12 protein-coding genes are annotated in these 16077 nt (G+C 61.5%); 3 read left to right on the top strand and 9 right to left on the bottom strand.

What is annotated here, in order from left to right:
* Positions 1-87 precede the first annotated feature (87 nt).
* A complete protein-coding gene (locus tag ACLI1Q_RS10815) occupies positions 88-903 on the top strand; it encodes a hypothetical protein (RefSeq protein ID WP_239269993.1) in 816 nt (271 codons plus the stop codon).
* Between the two features lie 92 nt (positions 904-995).
* Here the strand turns inward: ACLI1Q_RS10815 and ACLI1Q_RS10820 are convergent, their stop codons facing one another.
* On the bottom strand, positions 996-2210 hold the full coding sequence (locus ACLI1Q_RS10820) for an FUSC family protein (RefSeq protein WP_411697150.1): 1215 nt from the start codon (positions 2208-2210) through the stop codon (positions 996-998).
* A 178-nt stretch (positions 2211-2388) separates the two neighbouring features.
* Between ACLI1Q_RS10820 and ACLI1Q_RS10825 the strand changes: the two genes are divergently transcribed.
* On the top strand, positions 2389-3447 hold the full coding sequence (locus tag ACLI1Q_RS10825; protein ID WP_239269994.1) for an HNH endonuclease signature motif containing protein: 1059 nt from the start codon (positions 2389-2391) through the stop codon (positions 3445-3447).
* A gap of 348 nt (positions 3448-3795) precedes the next feature.
* Here the strand turns inward: ACLI1Q_RS10825 and fbaA are convergent, their stop codons facing one another.
* The 8 genes from fbaA to ACLI1Q_RS10865 form a co-directional block, all read right to left on the bottom strand.
* Positions 3796-4830, bottom strand: coding sequence for a class II fructose-bisphosphate aldolase (gene fbaA, locus ACLI1Q_RS10830; RefSeq protein ID WP_239269995.1), 1035 nt, complete (start codon positions 4828-4830; stop codon positions 3796-3798).
* A gap of 184 nt (positions 4831-5014) precedes the next feature.
* Positions 5015-6220 (bottom strand): glycoside hydrolase family 76 protein, encoded by a 1206-nt coding sequence (locus ACLI1Q_RS10835; protein WP_239269996.1) that lies wholly within the window; start codon positions 6218-6220, stop codon positions 5015-5017.
* Positions 6221-6273: 53 nt separating this feature from the next.
* On the bottom strand, positions 6274-7020 hold the full coding sequence (locus ACLI1Q_RS10840; RefSeq protein ID WP_239270013.1) for a TrmH family RNA methyltransferase: 747 nt from the start codon (positions 7018-7020) through the stop codon (positions 6274-6276).
* 4 nt (positions 7021-7024) lie between these two features.
* Positions 7025-7579 (bottom strand): orotate phosphoribosyltransferase, encoded by a 555-nt coding sequence (pyrE, locus tag ACLI1Q_RS10845; RefSeq protein ID WP_239269997.1) that lies wholly within the window; start codon positions 7577-7579, stop codon positions 7025-7027.
* Positions 7580-7665: 86 nt separating this feature from the next.
* Positions 7666-9378 (bottom strand): hypothetical protein, encoded by a 1713-nt coding sequence (locus ACLI1Q_RS10850; protein ID WP_411696991.1) that lies wholly within the window; start codon positions 9376-9378, stop codon positions 7666-7668.
* Between the two features lie 70 nt (positions 9379-9448).
* On the bottom strand, positions 9449-10306 hold the full coding sequence (locus tag ACLI1Q_RS10855) for a sulfurtransferase (RefSeq protein ID WP_239269999.1): 858 nt from the start codon (positions 10304-10306) through the stop codon (positions 9449-9451).
* A 44-nt stretch (positions 10307-10350) separates the two neighbouring features.
* Positions 10351-12906, bottom strand: coding sequence for an ATP-dependent chaperone ClpB (gene clpB / locus ACLI1Q_RS10860; protein ID WP_023024094.1), 2556 nt, complete (start codon positions 12904-12906; stop codon positions 10351-10353).
* Between the two features lie 373 nt (positions 12907-13279).
* Positions 13280-14656: a sodium/glutamate symporter gene (locus tag ACLI1Q_RS10865; RefSeq protein WP_239270000.1), complete on the bottom strand. Its 1377-nt coding sequence runs from the start codon at positions 14654-14656 to the stop codon at positions 13280-13282.
* Between the two features lie 132 nt (positions 14657-14788).
* Between ACLI1Q_RS10865 and ACLI1Q_RS10870 the strand changes: the two genes are divergently transcribed.
* Entirely contained in the window at positions 14789-16039 is a 1251-nt protein-coding gene (locus ACLI1Q_RS10870) for an NAD(P)-binding domain-containing protein (RefSeq protein WP_284849526.1), read from the top strand.
* Positions 16040-16077 lie beyond the last annotated feature (38 nt).

Below are 16077 nucleotides of genomic sequence, written 5' to 3' on the forward strand. Positions count from 1 at the left end.
TTTTAAGTCACTTCCTCATTATTGAAGCCAAAATACGCATTTACCTTACACTTTTCTGGCCGGATTAGCCCACGTAGCATGATGTACATGCGTTTTTTGTTCCTCCGCTGCGGTGCCTCGGACATTGACTTGCCCGCAGAGGCTTTTGACCTTTCGGCCGTTCCTTCCCGCAAGGAGCTCGCGCTTATCGATGCCGCCGCCACCGATCTCCTCCCCCACGATCCCACGCCTTCGCTGGACGAGATCGCCGCGCAGCCCGATGTCCGCCACCTCGGCGCCCCTGCCGCCGCCCCGCAGGAGCCGTACTTGGAGGACCGCCTGCGCATCGTCGTCGCGGGCTCGGACTCGGCGCTGAACGCCGTCATCACCCGGCTCATGCGCGCCGATAACCTGTGGGCCGAGGTCGCGTTCATCCCCACGGGCGAGTCGGCCGCCGCCGCCAATTGGGGCCTTCCCGCCGCGCCGCAGGAGGCCCTTGAGCTCGCCCGCACCGCCCCGGTTCGCCCGGTGCCGCTCATCCGCAACGATTCCGGCCAGGCCGTCGCCGGCTCCGCGACCATCTCGGATTGGTCCAATGGCCCGTTTACCGGTGGAATCATCATCGATGATGACACCCTCGCCGCCTCCGGTCGCGGCACTTTTGGCGCGCGGCTGGTCCCCATGACCGATGCTCCGGGCATCCTAGCGGCCCGCGCGACATCGCCCGTCGAGCCCGAAGGTCGCCTGCGTTCCTTGCTGCGCAAACCCGGCCGCCTCGACCCGGATTCCGTCCACACCGGCCGCGCGGTCCAGGCAGGCGGCCCCCAGCTGCGCGTGCTTGTCGATGCCATCCCCCACAAACGCCCCCTCACCCGCGTCACCTTCTACCGCCACCTGCGCGACCTCCAAATCGCACGCCCCTAGTCCACTCTTCACAGCTAACGCCGACTTCCCTTGGCTCTTAGCGCTGCCCCCGCACCGGCGCCCCGCTCGGCGGATATGCGGGCGGGGTCCTGCTAATTCTGCCCCTTCTGCTTATCTTTGCGTTCCCACACCTCTGGCGGGAACGCCGGGTGCGTAGAGGTAGGAACTAGGTGCGCGACGGCAGACTCGCGCGAGAGTCCGCACACCATCAGCATGTCCACAACAATGGATCTCGTCTGCGCGAGAATCGTATACGCAGAAAGCGTCGCGTCTTCTTCGATAAGATCCATGCCTGCTTGACCGCCCACGTAGCGCAGCCGCTGCACCAGCTCGGGTATCTCTATCGCCTCATCGTGGTCCCGCTTTTGCCTGCCGTAGAGCTCTCCCACCGCGAGGATAATTTCTGATAGTTCTTCCAAGAGCTCTAACTGCTTCTCGGACACGGTATCGCCGTCTTCACTAAGCACGAGCGCGCGGCGCGATAAGACCCGCACCCCACGCACCGCATTATCTACCGGCAACAAGATGCGCTCTAGGGACCGAATGCTCCTGCGCGAGGTCCACAAAAGCGGCGATACTTCCGATGCCTCCCTCCCCGATTGCGCCGCACTCAACAGCGTATTCACGTCATTTTGCGTGCCGCGCACCGCATCGCGGGCATCGCGAATAATCTCAGGATTGGTATCGCGGATGCCATGCGTGACGTCATTGAGAATGCTCGATGCAATCCGCAGCACCTTCGACACCTCGCGCCTTGCTTCCTTCAACGGCGAATTCGGGATCAGTGCAATCGTGATAAGCCCAATGCCGGAACCAATCATCGCGTCGATGGCCCGGTGCAGGCCACCTGGCCCCTCGGTCGGCGGAAAAATCGTGGCGATAAGGATGGAACCAAAAACAATCTGGTTGGACACCAGCGGCGATTTCGTAATAAAGGACCCCACCACCAGGCCGGCTCCCACGATGAACAGGATCTGGAACGGGCCCTGCCCCACCACTTGGAAGAGCAAATCGCCCACGGCTACACCGACGATGCCGCCCAGCGACATCTCCACTGCCTTTTTCATCCTGTCCCCGCCCGAAAGCCCCAGAATGATGACTGCCGAGATGGGCGCGAAGAACGGCTGCGGATGCCCAAAGAGAGAGCTAGCCACCCAATACGCCAATGCGGCACCGACGGTGGCCTGGATTATATAAACGAAGCGCGAGCGGATGCGTTGCAGACGCGATAATACTGAGCGGTCCACCACCCGCAGCATTTGCCTCGTTGAGACTCTTTGTTTCGCTTCCGACATGACCTCCAGCATAGAAGACCGCTCCATACCACCGCCCCCGAATACCCGCATCCCGGCCCGCGCCAGGTTGTGGATAACCCCGCTATATCTGCGCGACAGCGACCCCCGCAGCGCAAGAATTCCACAGATTCGCCGTTTCGCTTTGTTCCCCCATTGCCGCGTACCCGTGCCGCTTTTACGGTCAGGAGCCGTGAACACAGAATTTTTGCAACTTTGCCGTCGCGGTGTGGACCTCGTCGCCGAGTTTCAGGGATGCTCCGAACAGCAGCTCATCGAGGCCGGCGCCAGCCAGCTCCTCGCCGCGCAACTCGCCCGCCTGCAACACACCTATTTCGGCCGCACCTCCAATAGCCGCAAGCAGCGCCTCGCCTGCGAGGCAGCTCGTTCACGCGGCCACGACCTCGCTGTGCTTGAAAGCATCGAGTCTTTCGCCCACCGCGTGAAAGACACCAACCGCAGTTGGGATCTCCGCCTGGAGCTCTGCCGCGCGGAAGCCCACCTGATTCCGGCGATCGCGAAAAAGCGCCTCAAGCAGCTCAACCCCGCCAAGCGGCCCTCCCACGGCGTCCGCTACACCCGACGCCCCAATGGCCCCCACACCATCTCCATCACCGCGGACCCCACGGATATCGCAGATATCAAGGGCGTTCTCGCTTCCGTGGATAAGGAAAACCCGCTTGCGGCAGCCAAGCAGGTCATCCTCGAGGGCAATCCCGGCGCGCTCCCCGCGGTCCATACCAACGTGATCATTACCCTCGACCAACTAGATCACATCACTGCTGGCCAGGGCGATGACATCATGCTTCAGCTTTCCAACGGCGCGCGCATGTCCGGCGCCCAGCTCGTTGCCCGCACCCTCGCCCAACGTGGTTACGTCAGCTTGGTTCACCCCGAGCACGGCGCGGTAAACCTGTATCGCACCGAACGCATGGCCAGCTGGAAGCAGCGCATGCTAGCCCGCGCGGAACATCCTATTTGCGCTTGGCCCGGCTGCTCCACGCCTGCCGATGACGCCCAAGTCCACCACCTCACCGCCTGGGCCGCCGGCGGCCCCACGAACCAAGAAAACCTCGTAACGCTCTGTGCCCATCACAATGCGGTGAACCAAGATGATGATTCCCGACCCACCGCACGCGGGCGCATGGTTCGCATCAAGGGCCGCATCGCTTGGATCCCGCCGTGGAGCGGTAACCCGCGGTTCATCCCCTCACCCGCCCATTCACCACGACCAACAAGGAGTTACGGCTAATCCTCACCCCACCCAGTCCGTCTGGTCCGTCTAGTCCACTCGGGTCGCTGGGCCTGCCGTCTCCACCTGGCTTTGCCAGCCTATATTTCTGCCCAATCTCGCTGGCATAGCTGGTCGGGCCGGCATAGCTTGTCTGGCTAATCTGGCATACTTGCCTGCTCTGTCTCATGTCCGGCAAAGCCCCGCCGCATCCCCGCGCCCCACAGATGGGCCCAGCGTTAGGTCCAGAGATCGGACCAGAAATAGGAAAAGCCGCCTCCCACACAGGGGGAAGCGGCTACTTCGTCGTGCCTACAGTGCGGTCGCGCCTTAGGCTTCAGCTCAACATGAAGCTAATTGGGACTCGTCCTACTTGGCCGTGGTCTTACCCACGGAGTGGAGGTCCTGACATGCCTCGATGACGCGCTCGGACATCCCCTGCTCTGCCTTCTTCAGGTAGGAGCGTGGGTCGTAGACCTTCTTGTTGCCTACCTCGCCGTCAATTTTGAACACGCCGTCGTAGTTTTCCATCATGTGGCGAGCCACTGGGTTGGTAAACGCGTACTGGGTATCGGTGTCCACGTTCATCTTGATGACGCCGTAGCGCAGCGCCTCTTCGATCTTTTTCTTCTCGGAACCGGAACCGCCGTGGAAGACGAAGTCAAAGGCGTGTTCGCCCTCGCTCAGGCCGAGCTTCTTCTGCGCAACCTTCTGGCCCTCCAGCAGGACCTCGGGGCGCAGCTTCACGTTGCCCGGCTTGTAGACGCCGTGCACGTTACCGAAGGTAGCGGCCAACAGGTAGCGGCCCTTCTCGCCGGTGCCCAGGGCATCGATGGTCTTTTCAAAGTCTTCCGGAGTCGTGTACAGGTTATCGCCGGCCTTGGCCTCGACACCGTCTTCTTCACCGCCGACAACACCAATCTCTGCCTCGAGAATGATGTGTGCCTTCTTCGCCTTTTCCAGAAGCTCCTGGGCGATGACCAAGTTTTCATCGATCGGAATAGCAGAGCCATCCCACATGTGGGACTGGAAAAGCGGGTTCTCGCCGCGGTCGACGCGCTCCTGGGAGATGGCCATCAGCGGACGAACGTAATCGTCCAGAACTTCCTTCTGGCAGTGGTCGGTGTGCAGGGCGATATTGACGCCGTAGTGCTTCGCTGCCTCGTGCGCGAAAGCGGCTAGGGCCTGAGCACCTTTAACCTTGTTCTTGACCGCGAGGCCAGAGCCGAACTCTGCGCCACCGGTGGAGAATTGGATGATGCCGTCAGACTCTGCCTCGGCAAAGCCCTTCAGTGCTGCGTTGATCGTTTCAGACGAGGTGCAGTTGATGGCTGGAAATGCGAAGCCGTTCTGCTTCGCGGTGTCCAGCATCTGGTTATACGCCTCGGGGGTTGCAATTGGCATGAAATTCCATCCTTAAGTGGGATTGCGGTCAAACACGTTCCAACACCCAATTATGCCCACATTTCCGGAATCCCGCCGCAAAATTGGTGTGACATTTCCTGTGTTTACTACCCAACTCTCAAAAATGACGCGCCCCCACACGACAAACCCCGCGCAAGGTGTTTAACAGCACGGTTAAACGCGGTTAATCGCGACCCGATGTTTTATGCAGGTCACGAGCCACCCGAGCACACGCCTCCAGAAGCATCCAACCAGATAGCTGCACGGAAAGGTCGCGCTCATCCACGCGAATGATTCCCATCTTTTCACTCACGGTCGTGTGCCCGAAGCCGTAGTTGTGTGGAAGGCGGGCATCGGCAGTCCAGTCAGAGCCAAAAATTGGCAGGCCATCAACCTCAAGCCGGTGCTCCCACACGGATTCGGCAGACGCCACAACCATCCGGGTCGCCAGCTTCTTGGTGGCCCGGTTCGCGGGCGAGTCCCCGGGCAACCGCACGGCAACATCGGCAAGATAGCGCATCAGAATGCCCTTAAACAGGCCGCCATCACCATCACCGGTCTCCCAATCCACGACGCCGGAGGGAGTCGCCATCCCGGAAGCAATAGCCTGCACCAAGCCCCGAATCTTAATGATGTAGCTCATCATCTCGGATGCCAGTTCGGCCTCGTAGACGCTGTCGATCTGCTCCAGCTTGCCGATGCTCGACTCCTCCCGCATCGCCAACACAATCTCCAGGCATGCCCCCAACATCACGCCTTGGCAGTACGGGTGGACTTGTTTGACAATTTCGGGGCCGTCCATGCGCATGCGCACGCCGTCCATAATGAAGCCATCTTCATTGACCAAGTTGTCGTAGACCCAGTCAACGATGCGGCGGGCCGCGGTGATATCGCCCATCCGCGCGAGCATGATGGCACCGGGCCCATTGGCCGGCACATTCATGAAGTTCTCTCCGTCCCGCCACGGCAATATCCCCAGCGAGTCATCGAGGCCTTCGGTGATATTGCCCTGCAAAGACGCCAACGCCTTGGGCGATTTCATCTTCTTTACCTCGCCCACGCGCCCGAAAGCGAGGGCGAGCCAGGCTTTGTCATCGAAGTACTTATTCTTGGTCAGCTGCGCAAGATTCCGCATGCGAATCCCGCGCATGGTGTCAAGGATGCGCTGGCGGCGGGCCTTAGTATTCTTCCGCTCCGCCGCATCGACGAGGCAATCGAGGTAGTGCGCCTGCCACCAGTAGTGCCAGTGCACGAGGAGCTTTTCTTTCGTGGTGGGCGGCCAGCTGACGATGGCGAGGTTGGTTCGCGGCAGGCCCCATACGGAATGCGCATGGCGCTCATCAATGGCGGTTTCCGCGAGTTCGGCGCGGTGGGCCCACTTTTCTTCCACGATTTCTTTATCACTCCAGTAGCAAGGTTTATTACAGTTAGTGTAACGATCTCTTACCAGGAATTGTTCAGATCGGCGTGCTGCCGGATCCAAGTATGCATGGCGATGCCCGCGGCCACGCCCGCGTTGATGGACCGCGTAGAGCCAAATTGCGCGATGGAGCAGGTCATCAGGGCGGCATCTTGCGCGGCGGCGCTGACGCCGGGGCCTTCTTGCCCGAATAGCAGCAAGCTGCGTTCCGGCAGTTCGGCGGTTTCGAGGGGCACGCAACCGGGGGTGTTATCAATGGCCACGACCGTCAGGTCTTCCTCGGCTGCCCAGGCAATGAGCTTATCGACGCTCTCATGATGCCGCAGATGCTGATACCTATCTGTCACCATGGCACCGCGGCGGTTCCACCGGCGCCGCCCCACAATGTGGACGGTATCGACGGCAAAGGCGTTGGCGGTGCGCACGACGGTGCCGATATTGGCGTCATTTTCAAAGTTCTCGATGGCGATATGCAGGCTGTGCCGCCGCTTATCGATATCCCCCTTAATCGCCTCCCTCCGCCAATACCGATACGCGTCGACGACATTGCGCCGGTCGCCCTCGCGCAGCAGCTCCGGATCGTATTTGTCCGCCTCCGTGCCTTCCGGCCAGGGACCTTCCCAGGGCCCCACGCCGTGGCGGCCCTCGTTCCATTCGGTGGGACCCTTCGCCTCCTCGGGCTGTTCTTGCTGCTCTCGCTGCTCCTGCTGCTCTGGTTGCGCAGAACTCTCGGCCTGCCCGGCGGGCGCCTCCTGGCTTTCCTGGTCCATCTCGTTACGCGAGTCCAAGGTCACCCAAGCCAAGCAAAGAACGGTACTCAAGGCCCTCGGCCGAGATGACGTCCTCGGCGCCGGTAGCGCGGTCAACGACGGTAGCCACACCGACCACCTCTGCTCCAGCCTCGCGCAATGCGGCGACTGCCGTGAGTGGCGAGTTGCCGGTCGTGGTGGTGTCCTCGACCACCAGCACCTTCTTTCCGGTCACATCCGCGCCCTCGATGCGGCGCTGCATGCCGTGCTTTTTAGCTTCCTTGCGCACGACGAAGGCGTCGATATCGCGGCCCTCGGCATGCATGATGGAGGTCGCTACCGGATCCGCACCAAGGGTCAGTCCTCCCACGGCCGCGAAATCCCAATCGGCGGTGAGCTCGCGGAGCAAGGATCCGATGAGGCGGGAGGCTTCGTGGTGCAAGGTCGCACGCCGCAAATCAACGTAGTAATCAGCCTCTTTGCCCGAGGACAAAGTCACCTTGCCATGCACCACGGCAAGCTCCTTGACCAGTTCCGCGAGACGCTTCTTCTTGTCTTCTTGCAGGTGCACTTCAGTCATCGCATTGCTCCTTTTTCTAGAGTTTCTTTAGAGTTTTCAGCATATGAGGAAAGTCCTGGCTATGTGGGCCAACGCAACATTCTAGGCTACTCTCCCTGCTGCGACCCGGAATCGTCATGACGGTCTGTATCCTCTTTCTCCCGTGCAGCGGCCGTGCCACTGGCGTCTTGGGAGCTGCCTCGAGAAGAATTTCTGGTTGAGCCGGTGGACGAGTCTTTGGCCGCATTTTTGTCCGCGTCACCGAGGCCGTCACCAAAAGCATCATCGGAAGCGTCGTCGAAGATGGAAGCCTCCCCGAATTGCTGGCGCGGCAGGCGGGCGGTGCCCGAGTCGGGGGTGGGGCGTTCATTGCCATCGGCAATGGCATCGACTTCGTCCGCCCCAATCGCCGTGTGCTCAACTGGGCCGCGGGTCTCAGAATACGTGCGCGAGGGCATATCCAACGGTTCCTCCGGCCGTTGAATGACCGGCCGGGAAAACTCCGGCTGCCCCGCCGCCGCTGTTCCACCCACCGCGTCGACCACAGGCGCAGCGGGAATCTCCCTGGCCGGGTCCAAGTCCTCAAGGTGGATGGTATGCACGGAGGAGGACCGGGGTGGGAGAACGCGGGAAGCATCGGCAAGTAAAGCCAAGGGCGGGAGCATTGCCTCCCAATCCGCGGTGCGCGAATGCTTGGTGGTTTGTGCCAAAACCCACTCGGTTTCCAGCCACAGCGCCGACACCACCTCCGGCATGCGCTGCAACGCAATTCGCACGCGCTCGTCCACCATCCGCTCCGCCACGCCGCGATCGGAGGAATATACATCAAACCCTTCGATGCTCATGGCCATCAACAGGTCCTCGGACATCTCGGCCTCCTGGCTGCCGAAGCGCTGGAAATCAATGACCACATCCGATGCCGCTCCCGTCCGGATCGCCATCACATTGACGCCGTCAATATCCATCAGCAGCATTTCGTGGCCGTACACGTTGCCGGCAACGATATCTTTCGGCGCGGCGCCGGAGGAGGCCACTCCCCTCGTCCATTCATCGACAAGATACTGGTCCGACTTCATGTACTCAAAGCCCCGGGTTTCCGCCCAGTTCTTGCGCTCCCGACGAATGGTGCCAGGGATTAGCGGCCGCGGCCGCCCTACCGGCTTGGACTTAGCGTGCCCTTCCGATTGCTCTTCAGCTCCCTCCTGGACTGCCTCTTCGGGGGAGTCATCCCCACCCGATTCCGTTTCTGCGTCCGAGTCCGCATCCTGGTTAACGTCAGAATCTGCGCCAATTTCCGACGTCTTTTCAGTGTTGCCTGCAGTGTTGGCGCTACCTTTTACAACGTCATTGTCAGAAAGAGCCTCAGTCTCGCTGGCGCGGGTTTCGGCTCTGCCTCTATCGGCGTTGGCTTTGTCTTTACTTATCTTGTCGTCACCGCTGCCCTTGTCGTCATCGCTGCGGTCTGAATCGTCTGCAGTGCGATGGTGACGGCCTGAAGAGACTGCGGAGGAAGAATCGGATTCAACATCGGGAAACGGCGAGTATTTCGCCACGAAACCGGGGTGGGCCTCAGTACCGCCTTCGCTCTCAGGATCTGTCACTGCTTCGGAGCCTGTGGTGTCTTCCGCGCCCTCTTCAGTTTCGGGGCTTGCGTGGGAAGGCGCATCCTGGTCTTCCCGGGTGTCCCAGTCTTTCGGGTCGTGCTGGGATGCGGTGTCTCGCTGGGCATCGGCTGCGCGCTGCGTGCGATCGTAGTACAGCAAAAAGCCACCGGCGATGCCGAGCACGAGTGCGAAAATCAGGAGTAAAGAAGCCATCATCTCCTGATAATAATAGGTACCGGCACCCCACGGTGCCGGTACCAGTCGGAGTCGGAGCGATTAATTGGAATTAATCGTTAACCGAAGTCCTATCCCCGCGTTCTACCGGGTTGGTCGGGTCTGCCGACCACTGCGACCAGCCGCCGATGTAGTGGCGCAGGCCGGTAAATCCTGCGTTCTCCATCGCCGCGAGTGCAAGAGCGGAGTGGTTGCCCGAACCGGAATAGATGATTGCATCCTTGGTGTTTTCTTGAGTCAATCCGGCAGCGGCCAGCACTTCACGGATTTCATCCGGCGACTTCAACGTGCGCACCCCATCGTTGTGGAAGAGGCGCTCGGGAACATTGACCGCACCGGGGATGTGGCCCGCCTTCAAATCTAGGTTCTCGCGGCGGCCGGCGAAGCGGTTACTCGAGCGGGTATCGATGAGCACGCCATCGTGCTCGCGGACGTCTTCAATCGTGGCGGTAGGCAGCTGGCCGGGAGTGACCTCGAATTTCGAGCCGACCGCGATATTGCCCGGACCCGTGAGGGTTTGGTAACCGTTCGCGAGCCAGTTTTCCAGGCCGCCATCGAGGATGCGCACATCAGTTAGGCCGGCCCAGCGCAGCGTCCACCACGCGCGGCCGGCAAAAAGCCCGCGGCCCTCGTCATAGACCACCACGGGGCGGTCTTCCTGCAGGCCCCAAGAACGGATCCAGGCTTGCAGCTTGTCTTCGTCCGGAAGCGGGTTGCGGCCATTGCGCGAGCCGGGAAGGCCGACGAAGGCCGCACCGGTATCACCGAAAAGTGCGGTGGGGATGTGCTGGGACGCAAAGTCGATGAAGCTCTGGCCCGTCTTGGGGTGCCAGTGGGTGCCGAGAAGAGTGAAACGATCGCCGTGGTAGATGGATTCTTTGAGTTCCTGCGGGGAAACTAAAATGCTCATGCCTTCCAGTCTAAAGGCATGAGCATTATTTTTCGCCCGGTAATTTAGCGAGCGGAAATGTCCAGCTCCGCGCCGCCATCGGCGACGTCGACGTGGACGGTATCGCCATCGGCAATATCACCGGCCAAAAGCTTCTTCGCCAGCTTGTCACCGATAGCCTGCTGGATGGTCCGGCGCAGCGGACGGGCGCCGTAGGCGGGGTCATAGCCGCGGTCGGCCAACCAGGACTTGGCGGAATCGGATACCTGCAGCGTCAGGCGGCGGGCCTCCAGGCGTTCGGTGAGACCGCGCAGTTGGATGTCCACGATGCCGCGCAGCAGTTCCTCCGACAGCGGCTCGAACATCACCACGTCATCGAGGCGGTTGATGAACTCCGGCTTAAACGCCCTCTTCACGGCCTCCATCGTCTCGTCCTTCGTACCGCCGGCGCCCAGGTTGGACGTTAGGATGATGACGGTATTGCGGAAGTCGACGGTGCGACCCTGGCCATCGGTAAGCCGCCCCTCATCCAGGACCTGGAGGAGGACGTCGAAGACGTCGGGGTGGGCCTTTTCCACTTCGTCGAAAAGCACGAGCGTATAAGGCCGACGCCGCACGGCCTCGGTGAGCTGGCCGCCGGCTTCGTGGCCGACGTATCCCGGAGGGGCACCGACGAGCCGGGAAACGGAGTGCTTCTCGCCGTACTCGGACATATCGATGCGCACCATGGCGGATTCATCGTCGAAGAGGAAGTCCGCCAGCGCCTTAGCCAGCTCCGTCTTACCCACGCCGGTGGGGCCGAGGAAGAGGAAGGATCCGGTCGGGCGGTTGGGGTCAGCCACGCCCGCGCGGGAGCGGCGCACGGCATCGGAAACAGCGGTCACGGCCTCGCGCTGGCCGACAACCCTCTTGCCCAACACCGATTCCATGTTCAGCAGCTTCTCGGTCTCGCCCTGCAGCATCTTGCCGGCGGGAATGCCGGTCCACGCGGAGACGACCTCCGCGATGGTATCCGGGCTGACCTCCTCATCCAGCATGGTATTGCGCTGGGCGGCGGCCTTTTCCTCGGCTGCTGCCAGGTCCTTTTCCAGCGGCGGGATCTTGCCGTAGTTGATCTCGGAGGCTAGGGCGAGGTCGCCGTCGCGCTCGGCAATTTCTGCTTGGCGGCGGAGATCGTCGAGCTCTTCCTTAATATCCTGCACGTCATCGATGGCCTTCTTCTCGTTGGCCCAGCGCGCCTTGAGCTCGCCGAGCTTTTCGCGCTGGTCCGCGAGCTCGCCTTGCAGGGCGGCCAGGCGGTCCTTGGAGGCGGCGTCGGATTCCTTCTTCAGCGCGAGCTCCTCGATCTCCATGCGGCGAACGATGCGCTCGAGCTCATCGATTTCCTGCGGCGAGGAGTCGATTTCCATGCGCAGGCGGGAGCCGGCTTCATCGACTAGGTCGATGGCCTTGTCCGGCAGGAAGCGGTTGGTGATGTAACGGTTCGATAGCTCCGCCGCAGACACCAAGGCAGAGTCCATGATGCGCACGCCGTGGTGCACCTCGTAGCGCTCCTTGAGCCCGCGCAGGATACCGATGGTGTCTTCCACGGACGGCTCTGCAGCATAGACCTGCTGGAAACGGCGCTCGAGGGCGGCGTCCTTTTCGATGTACTTGCGGTACTCATCCAGCGTGGTTGCACCGACGAGGCGCAGCTCGCCGCGGGCCAGCATGGGCTTAATCATGTTGCCGGCATCCATGGAGCCTTCGCCGGTGGCGCCGGCGCCGACGATGGTGTGCAACTCATCGATGAAGGTAATGATTTCGCCCTCAGATTGCTTGATTTCATCCAGCACAGCCTTGAGGCGCTCTTCGAACTCGCCGCGGAACTTGGCGCCGGCGACCATGGAACCGAGATCTAGGCTGATAAGCGTCTTGCCCTTCAGGGACTCAGGGACGTCGCCAGCCACGATGCGGCGGGCCAGGCCCTCAACGATCGCAGTCTTGCCGACGCCCGGTTCACCAATCAGCACCGGATTGTTCTTCGTCCTGCGCGAGAGCACCTGGACGACGCGCCGGATTTCCTGATCGCGCCCGATGACCGGGTCGATCTTGCCCTCGCGCGCCCGCGCGGTGAGGTCGGTGGCGTACTTTTCCAGGGCCTGGAATTGGTCTTCCGGGTTCTCCGAGGTCACCTTGGCGGCCCCGCGCACGGAGGGGAAGGCGCCCTTGATGGCGTCGTAGGTTGCGCCGCGACCGGTCAGCAACTCGGCGGCGTCGGTCTTCGAACCGGCGATGGCGGCGAGGAGGACTTCGGTGGACACGAACTCATCGCCAAGCTCGCCCGCCAATTCCTGCGACTTGGTCAGTACATTCAGGCCATCCCGGTTGAATTGCGGGTTGGACATATTGGCGCCCTCGGCGCTGGGATAAGAGTTAACCAGCTCGCGCGCTTCTTTCAGCACGGTATCCGGGTCAACGCCGGTGGCCTTGAGCACTGGCGCGGCAATGCCGCCTTCCTGCCCAAGGATGGCCGCCAGCAGGTGCGCCGGGCGGATATCCGGGTTGCCATTCGCGGAAGCGGTCTGCAGGGCTTCCTGCAGAGCCTCTTGTGTTTTGGTGGTGGGGTTAAAAGAACTCATGTGTACGTTTCTCCTTCTAAGATTTATTCGTCCATTTTAAGGATTCACTAGGTATAACGCACATAAAGTTGAGCCTATTCCACTCAACTCAAATTTTTTGAGTCCACCTGGCTCAACTTCCCACGCTATGCTCCTCAGCTCTGCCGCAATGCCGCAACAGCCCTACCCAAGTCCTGTCGGCATAGGAGTGAGCACGCCGCGCTGTCACAACAGCCCTACCGAAGTCCGGCCGGCCTAGGAGTGGGGGTGCACGGTGCAATCGAGGTGGGGGTTAAGGGGGCATCGGCAAGCAAGCGAATTGGCGGCACAACAAAGCCGGGCCGCCACACCAAAAATGTGGGAGCCCGGCTTGCGCAGAGTAGATATGTGAGGGCTAGGTTTCTTGTTTCTGACCCACGTGGCCGATGCCCTCTTTGAAAATCGTGCCGCGCGGCGGGAGCAAGCCCATGAATTTGAACGTCAGGTACACGCCGATGGAAATGGCCAGCGAAACGGCACCGAACGCGCCGGTAAACCCGTACATCACCGCCATTGGTGCAATGATGGTCCACGAAATCTCGAACGGGCCGAAGCCGATGTAGGCCATGCCGTATTCGGACAGCGTGCCGGACTTCAGCTTCGGGTCGACGATCTTGAGCACGGCGATGCCGGTAGCCACGGTGGCCGTCGCCCAGCCCCAGCCGAAGATGCCGCGCTCGATCCAGCGCTCGCCAAAGAACTCGGCGGGGAACCACATCAAGAAGAAGGTACAGAAGATGGTGCCCAGAATGAACAGAACGAGCAGTGCCTGCCAGTAGGAGGCGATAGCGGCAGGAACAATGGCGGCCACACCGAAGGCGATGAGGTAATCGGTAGCGGCACCGGAGATGGAGGATACGGAATCCTTATCCAGGTAGTCCTCGGCGCCGGCGAAGTTCATGATGGCGCGAAAGATGAGGCCGATAACCATGGACATCGCAAAGAGCGGGATGGAAACATTTTCCCAAATGCTGGAGATGCCCTTATTGACGCCGTACGCCGTCATGACCGTGAGAATGATGAAGCCGAAGTGCAGCGCGAGCGGCTCGATGGAAGAAGGGTTGGTGGTCGCGCGGCCGAGGGAGGGGCGATCATCCAGGTTCTTGATGTAGCCGCGGCGAATCTCCTCCGGCAGCTCCTTGGGAACGTAGGACACCTTGCCCTTGCGGATGCCCCAGTTACCAGCGATGACACCGCCGATAATTGCGGCCAGCGTGCCGACGGTCGCGGAGGTAAAGCCCAGAGACGCTGCCGCCTCGGCGCCAACGCCCTCCAGCGCGCCACCCACAGCGGCGGCCGTGCCGAAGCCACCGGTAAATCCAACCGGCAGCATCATGCCGAACCAGTTCGGGGTATCAAAGACCGGGGCGAAGAAGAGCAGGCCCAGCACGATGAAAAGGCCCCACTGGCCGGTAAACATCATGGTGGAATAGCCCCACATATTGCGCGCGCCCTTGCCCATGTTGCCGCCAACCTCCATGGAATACGCCATCGAGGCAAAGACCACGGCGATGAGGATGGAGGTGTAGTCGCCGAGGTTATCGGAGAAGTTGATCCAGCCCAGCACGTTGGGCCCGACCAGCAGGCCAAGCAGGCCGGCGGTAATGGGGGCAGGCAGCAATAAGTCCTGGAAGATAAACTTCACTTGGTGGCGCAAAATATTGCCGATGACCATGAGTAAGGAAATCCAACCCACGTCCAGCATGAGCGTATAAGCGGAAAAATCTTCCATGGGAATCCTTTCTAGCTGTGCAGTTATGGCAGGCTGCTCACGAGTAGCGAGCGCGCAGATAAAAAGTACATTACCTATCATGTAGTGAGCCACAACATACGGCGGATTTTTCACCCCCGTTACAATGGCACGGTGGAGCACTACCTCAGCATCATCATCGGCGGGGGCCAGGCAGGCTTGGCAACGGCCCAGCAGCTCACCTCCCGCGGCCTTATCCCCGCCCAAGACTTTTTGCTTATCGATGCCAACCCCGCCCCCGGCGGCGCCTGGCGTCACCGGTGGGATTCCCTAACGCTGGGAAAGGCCCATAACATCGCGGATCTGCCGGGCATGCCCGCCCCGCTTGCCGATGCCTCCTCCCCCGCCTCCCACGTAGTCGCCGCCTACTACGGCGCCTACGAGGACAAGTTCCAACTTCGGCCCTACCGCCCGGCGCGCGTCCGCAGCGTCCGTGCCCTGCCCGGAGAACCCGGCGCGCGCGGCGCGCGCAATCCCCGCGGCGCACGCGGCGCGTTTCTCGTGACGCTGGAGTCCGGCGAGCAGTTTTCTGCGGACACCATCGTTAACGCCACCGGCACGTGGGATAGGCCGTATATTCCTTATATTCCGGGTATTAGCAGTTTCGGCGGGCGCCAATTGCACACCAAGGACTATTCGTCGGCGGAGGATTTTGCAGGCCAGCGCGTGTTGGTCGTCGGCGGTGGGCTATCCGCGGTGCAGTTTCTATTGGAACTTGAGGGCATCGCCCAGACCACCTGGGCCACGCGGCGGGCGCCGGATTTTACGAATACGGAGTTCGATAAGCAGTGGGGCTTGGATGTGGAAAAGAAGGTCCGCGAGCGGGTCTTTAGCGGCAGCCCGCCGGCCTCGGTGGTCTCGACCACCGGGATTCCGCCCTGGCAGGAATACCTGGATGCGGTCGAGCGCGGCGTTCTGGTCTCGCGCGGCATGTTCAATGCCATTGACGCGACCGGCGTGCGGTTTAGCGGGTCTGCGAGCGGCGGGGCCGCCGCGAGGGGTGACGCTGCGGCGGACCACTCGACGGTGACAGACGGCGAGACGGCGGCCGGCGGCAGAACTGATGTGAGCAGTGAGGTGGCGGGGGCATCGGAAAGCGTGGCGGCATGGCAGCCGTATCCGGCGGGCACGCACTTGGCGGTGGACGTCATCTTTTGGAATACCGGTTTCCGCCCGGTGCTGGACCACCTGGCACCGTTGCGATTGCGCTCACGCAAGGGCGGGATTGTCATGCGCAACGAGGTCTCGCCTGTCGCGAACCCGCGGGTTTTCCTCGCCGGCTATGGGTCGACCGCCTCGACGGTGGGAGCGACGCGGGCGGGTCGCATGGCGGCGCGCGAGGTTATCAAGGTGCTGGACCTATAGCGCGGGGACGAAAATGCGCACGCTAAAAGGCAGGCAAG

Origin of the sequence: Corynebacterium limaceinasi (genome assembly GCF_046717465.1) — a bacterium.
Taxonomy (GTDB): domain Bacteria; phylum Actinomycetota; class Actinomycetes; order Mycobacteriales; family Mycobacteriaceae; genus Corynebacterium.

Excerpts from the sequence above, each read along its gene's own strand:
- ACLI1Q_RS10815 (WP_239269993.1), top strand. The coding sequence starts at position 88 with ATGCGTTTTTTGTTCCTCCGCTGCGGTGCCTCGGACATTGACTTGCCC.
- ACLI1Q_RS10820 (WP_411697150.1), bottom strand. The coding sequence starts at position 2,210 with ATGCTGGAGGTCATGTCGGAAGCGAAACAAAGAGTCTCAACGAGGCAA.
- fbaA (WP_239269995.1), bottom strand. The coding sequence starts at position 4,830 with ATGCCAATTGCAACCCCCGAGGCGTATAACCAGATGCTGGACACCGCG.
- ACLI1Q_RS10840 (WP_239270013.1), bottom strand. The coding sequence starts at position 7,020 with ATGGACCAGGAAAGCCAGGAGGCGCCCGCCGGGCAGGCCGAGAGTTCT.
- pyrE (WP_239269997.1), bottom strand. The coding sequence starts at position 7,579 with ATGACTGAAGTGCACCTGCAAGAAGACAAGAAGAAGCGTCTCGCGGAA.
- ACLI1Q_RS10850 (WP_411696991.1), bottom strand. The coding sequence starts at position 9,378 with ATGATGGCTTCTTTACTCCTGATTTTCGCACTCGTGCTCGGCATCGCC.
- ACLI1Q_RS10855 (WP_239269999.1), bottom strand. The coding sequence starts at position 10,306 with ATGAGCATTTTAGTTTCCCCGCAGGAACTCAAAGAATCCATCTACCAC.
- clpB (WP_023024094.1), bottom strand. The coding sequence starts at position 12,906 with ATGAGTTCTTTTAACCCCACCACCAAAACACAAGAGGCTCTGCAGGAA.
- ACLI1Q_RS10865 (WP_239270000.1), bottom strand. The coding sequence starts at position 14,656 with ATGGAAGATTTTTCCGCTTATACGCTCATGCTGGACGTGGGTTGGATT.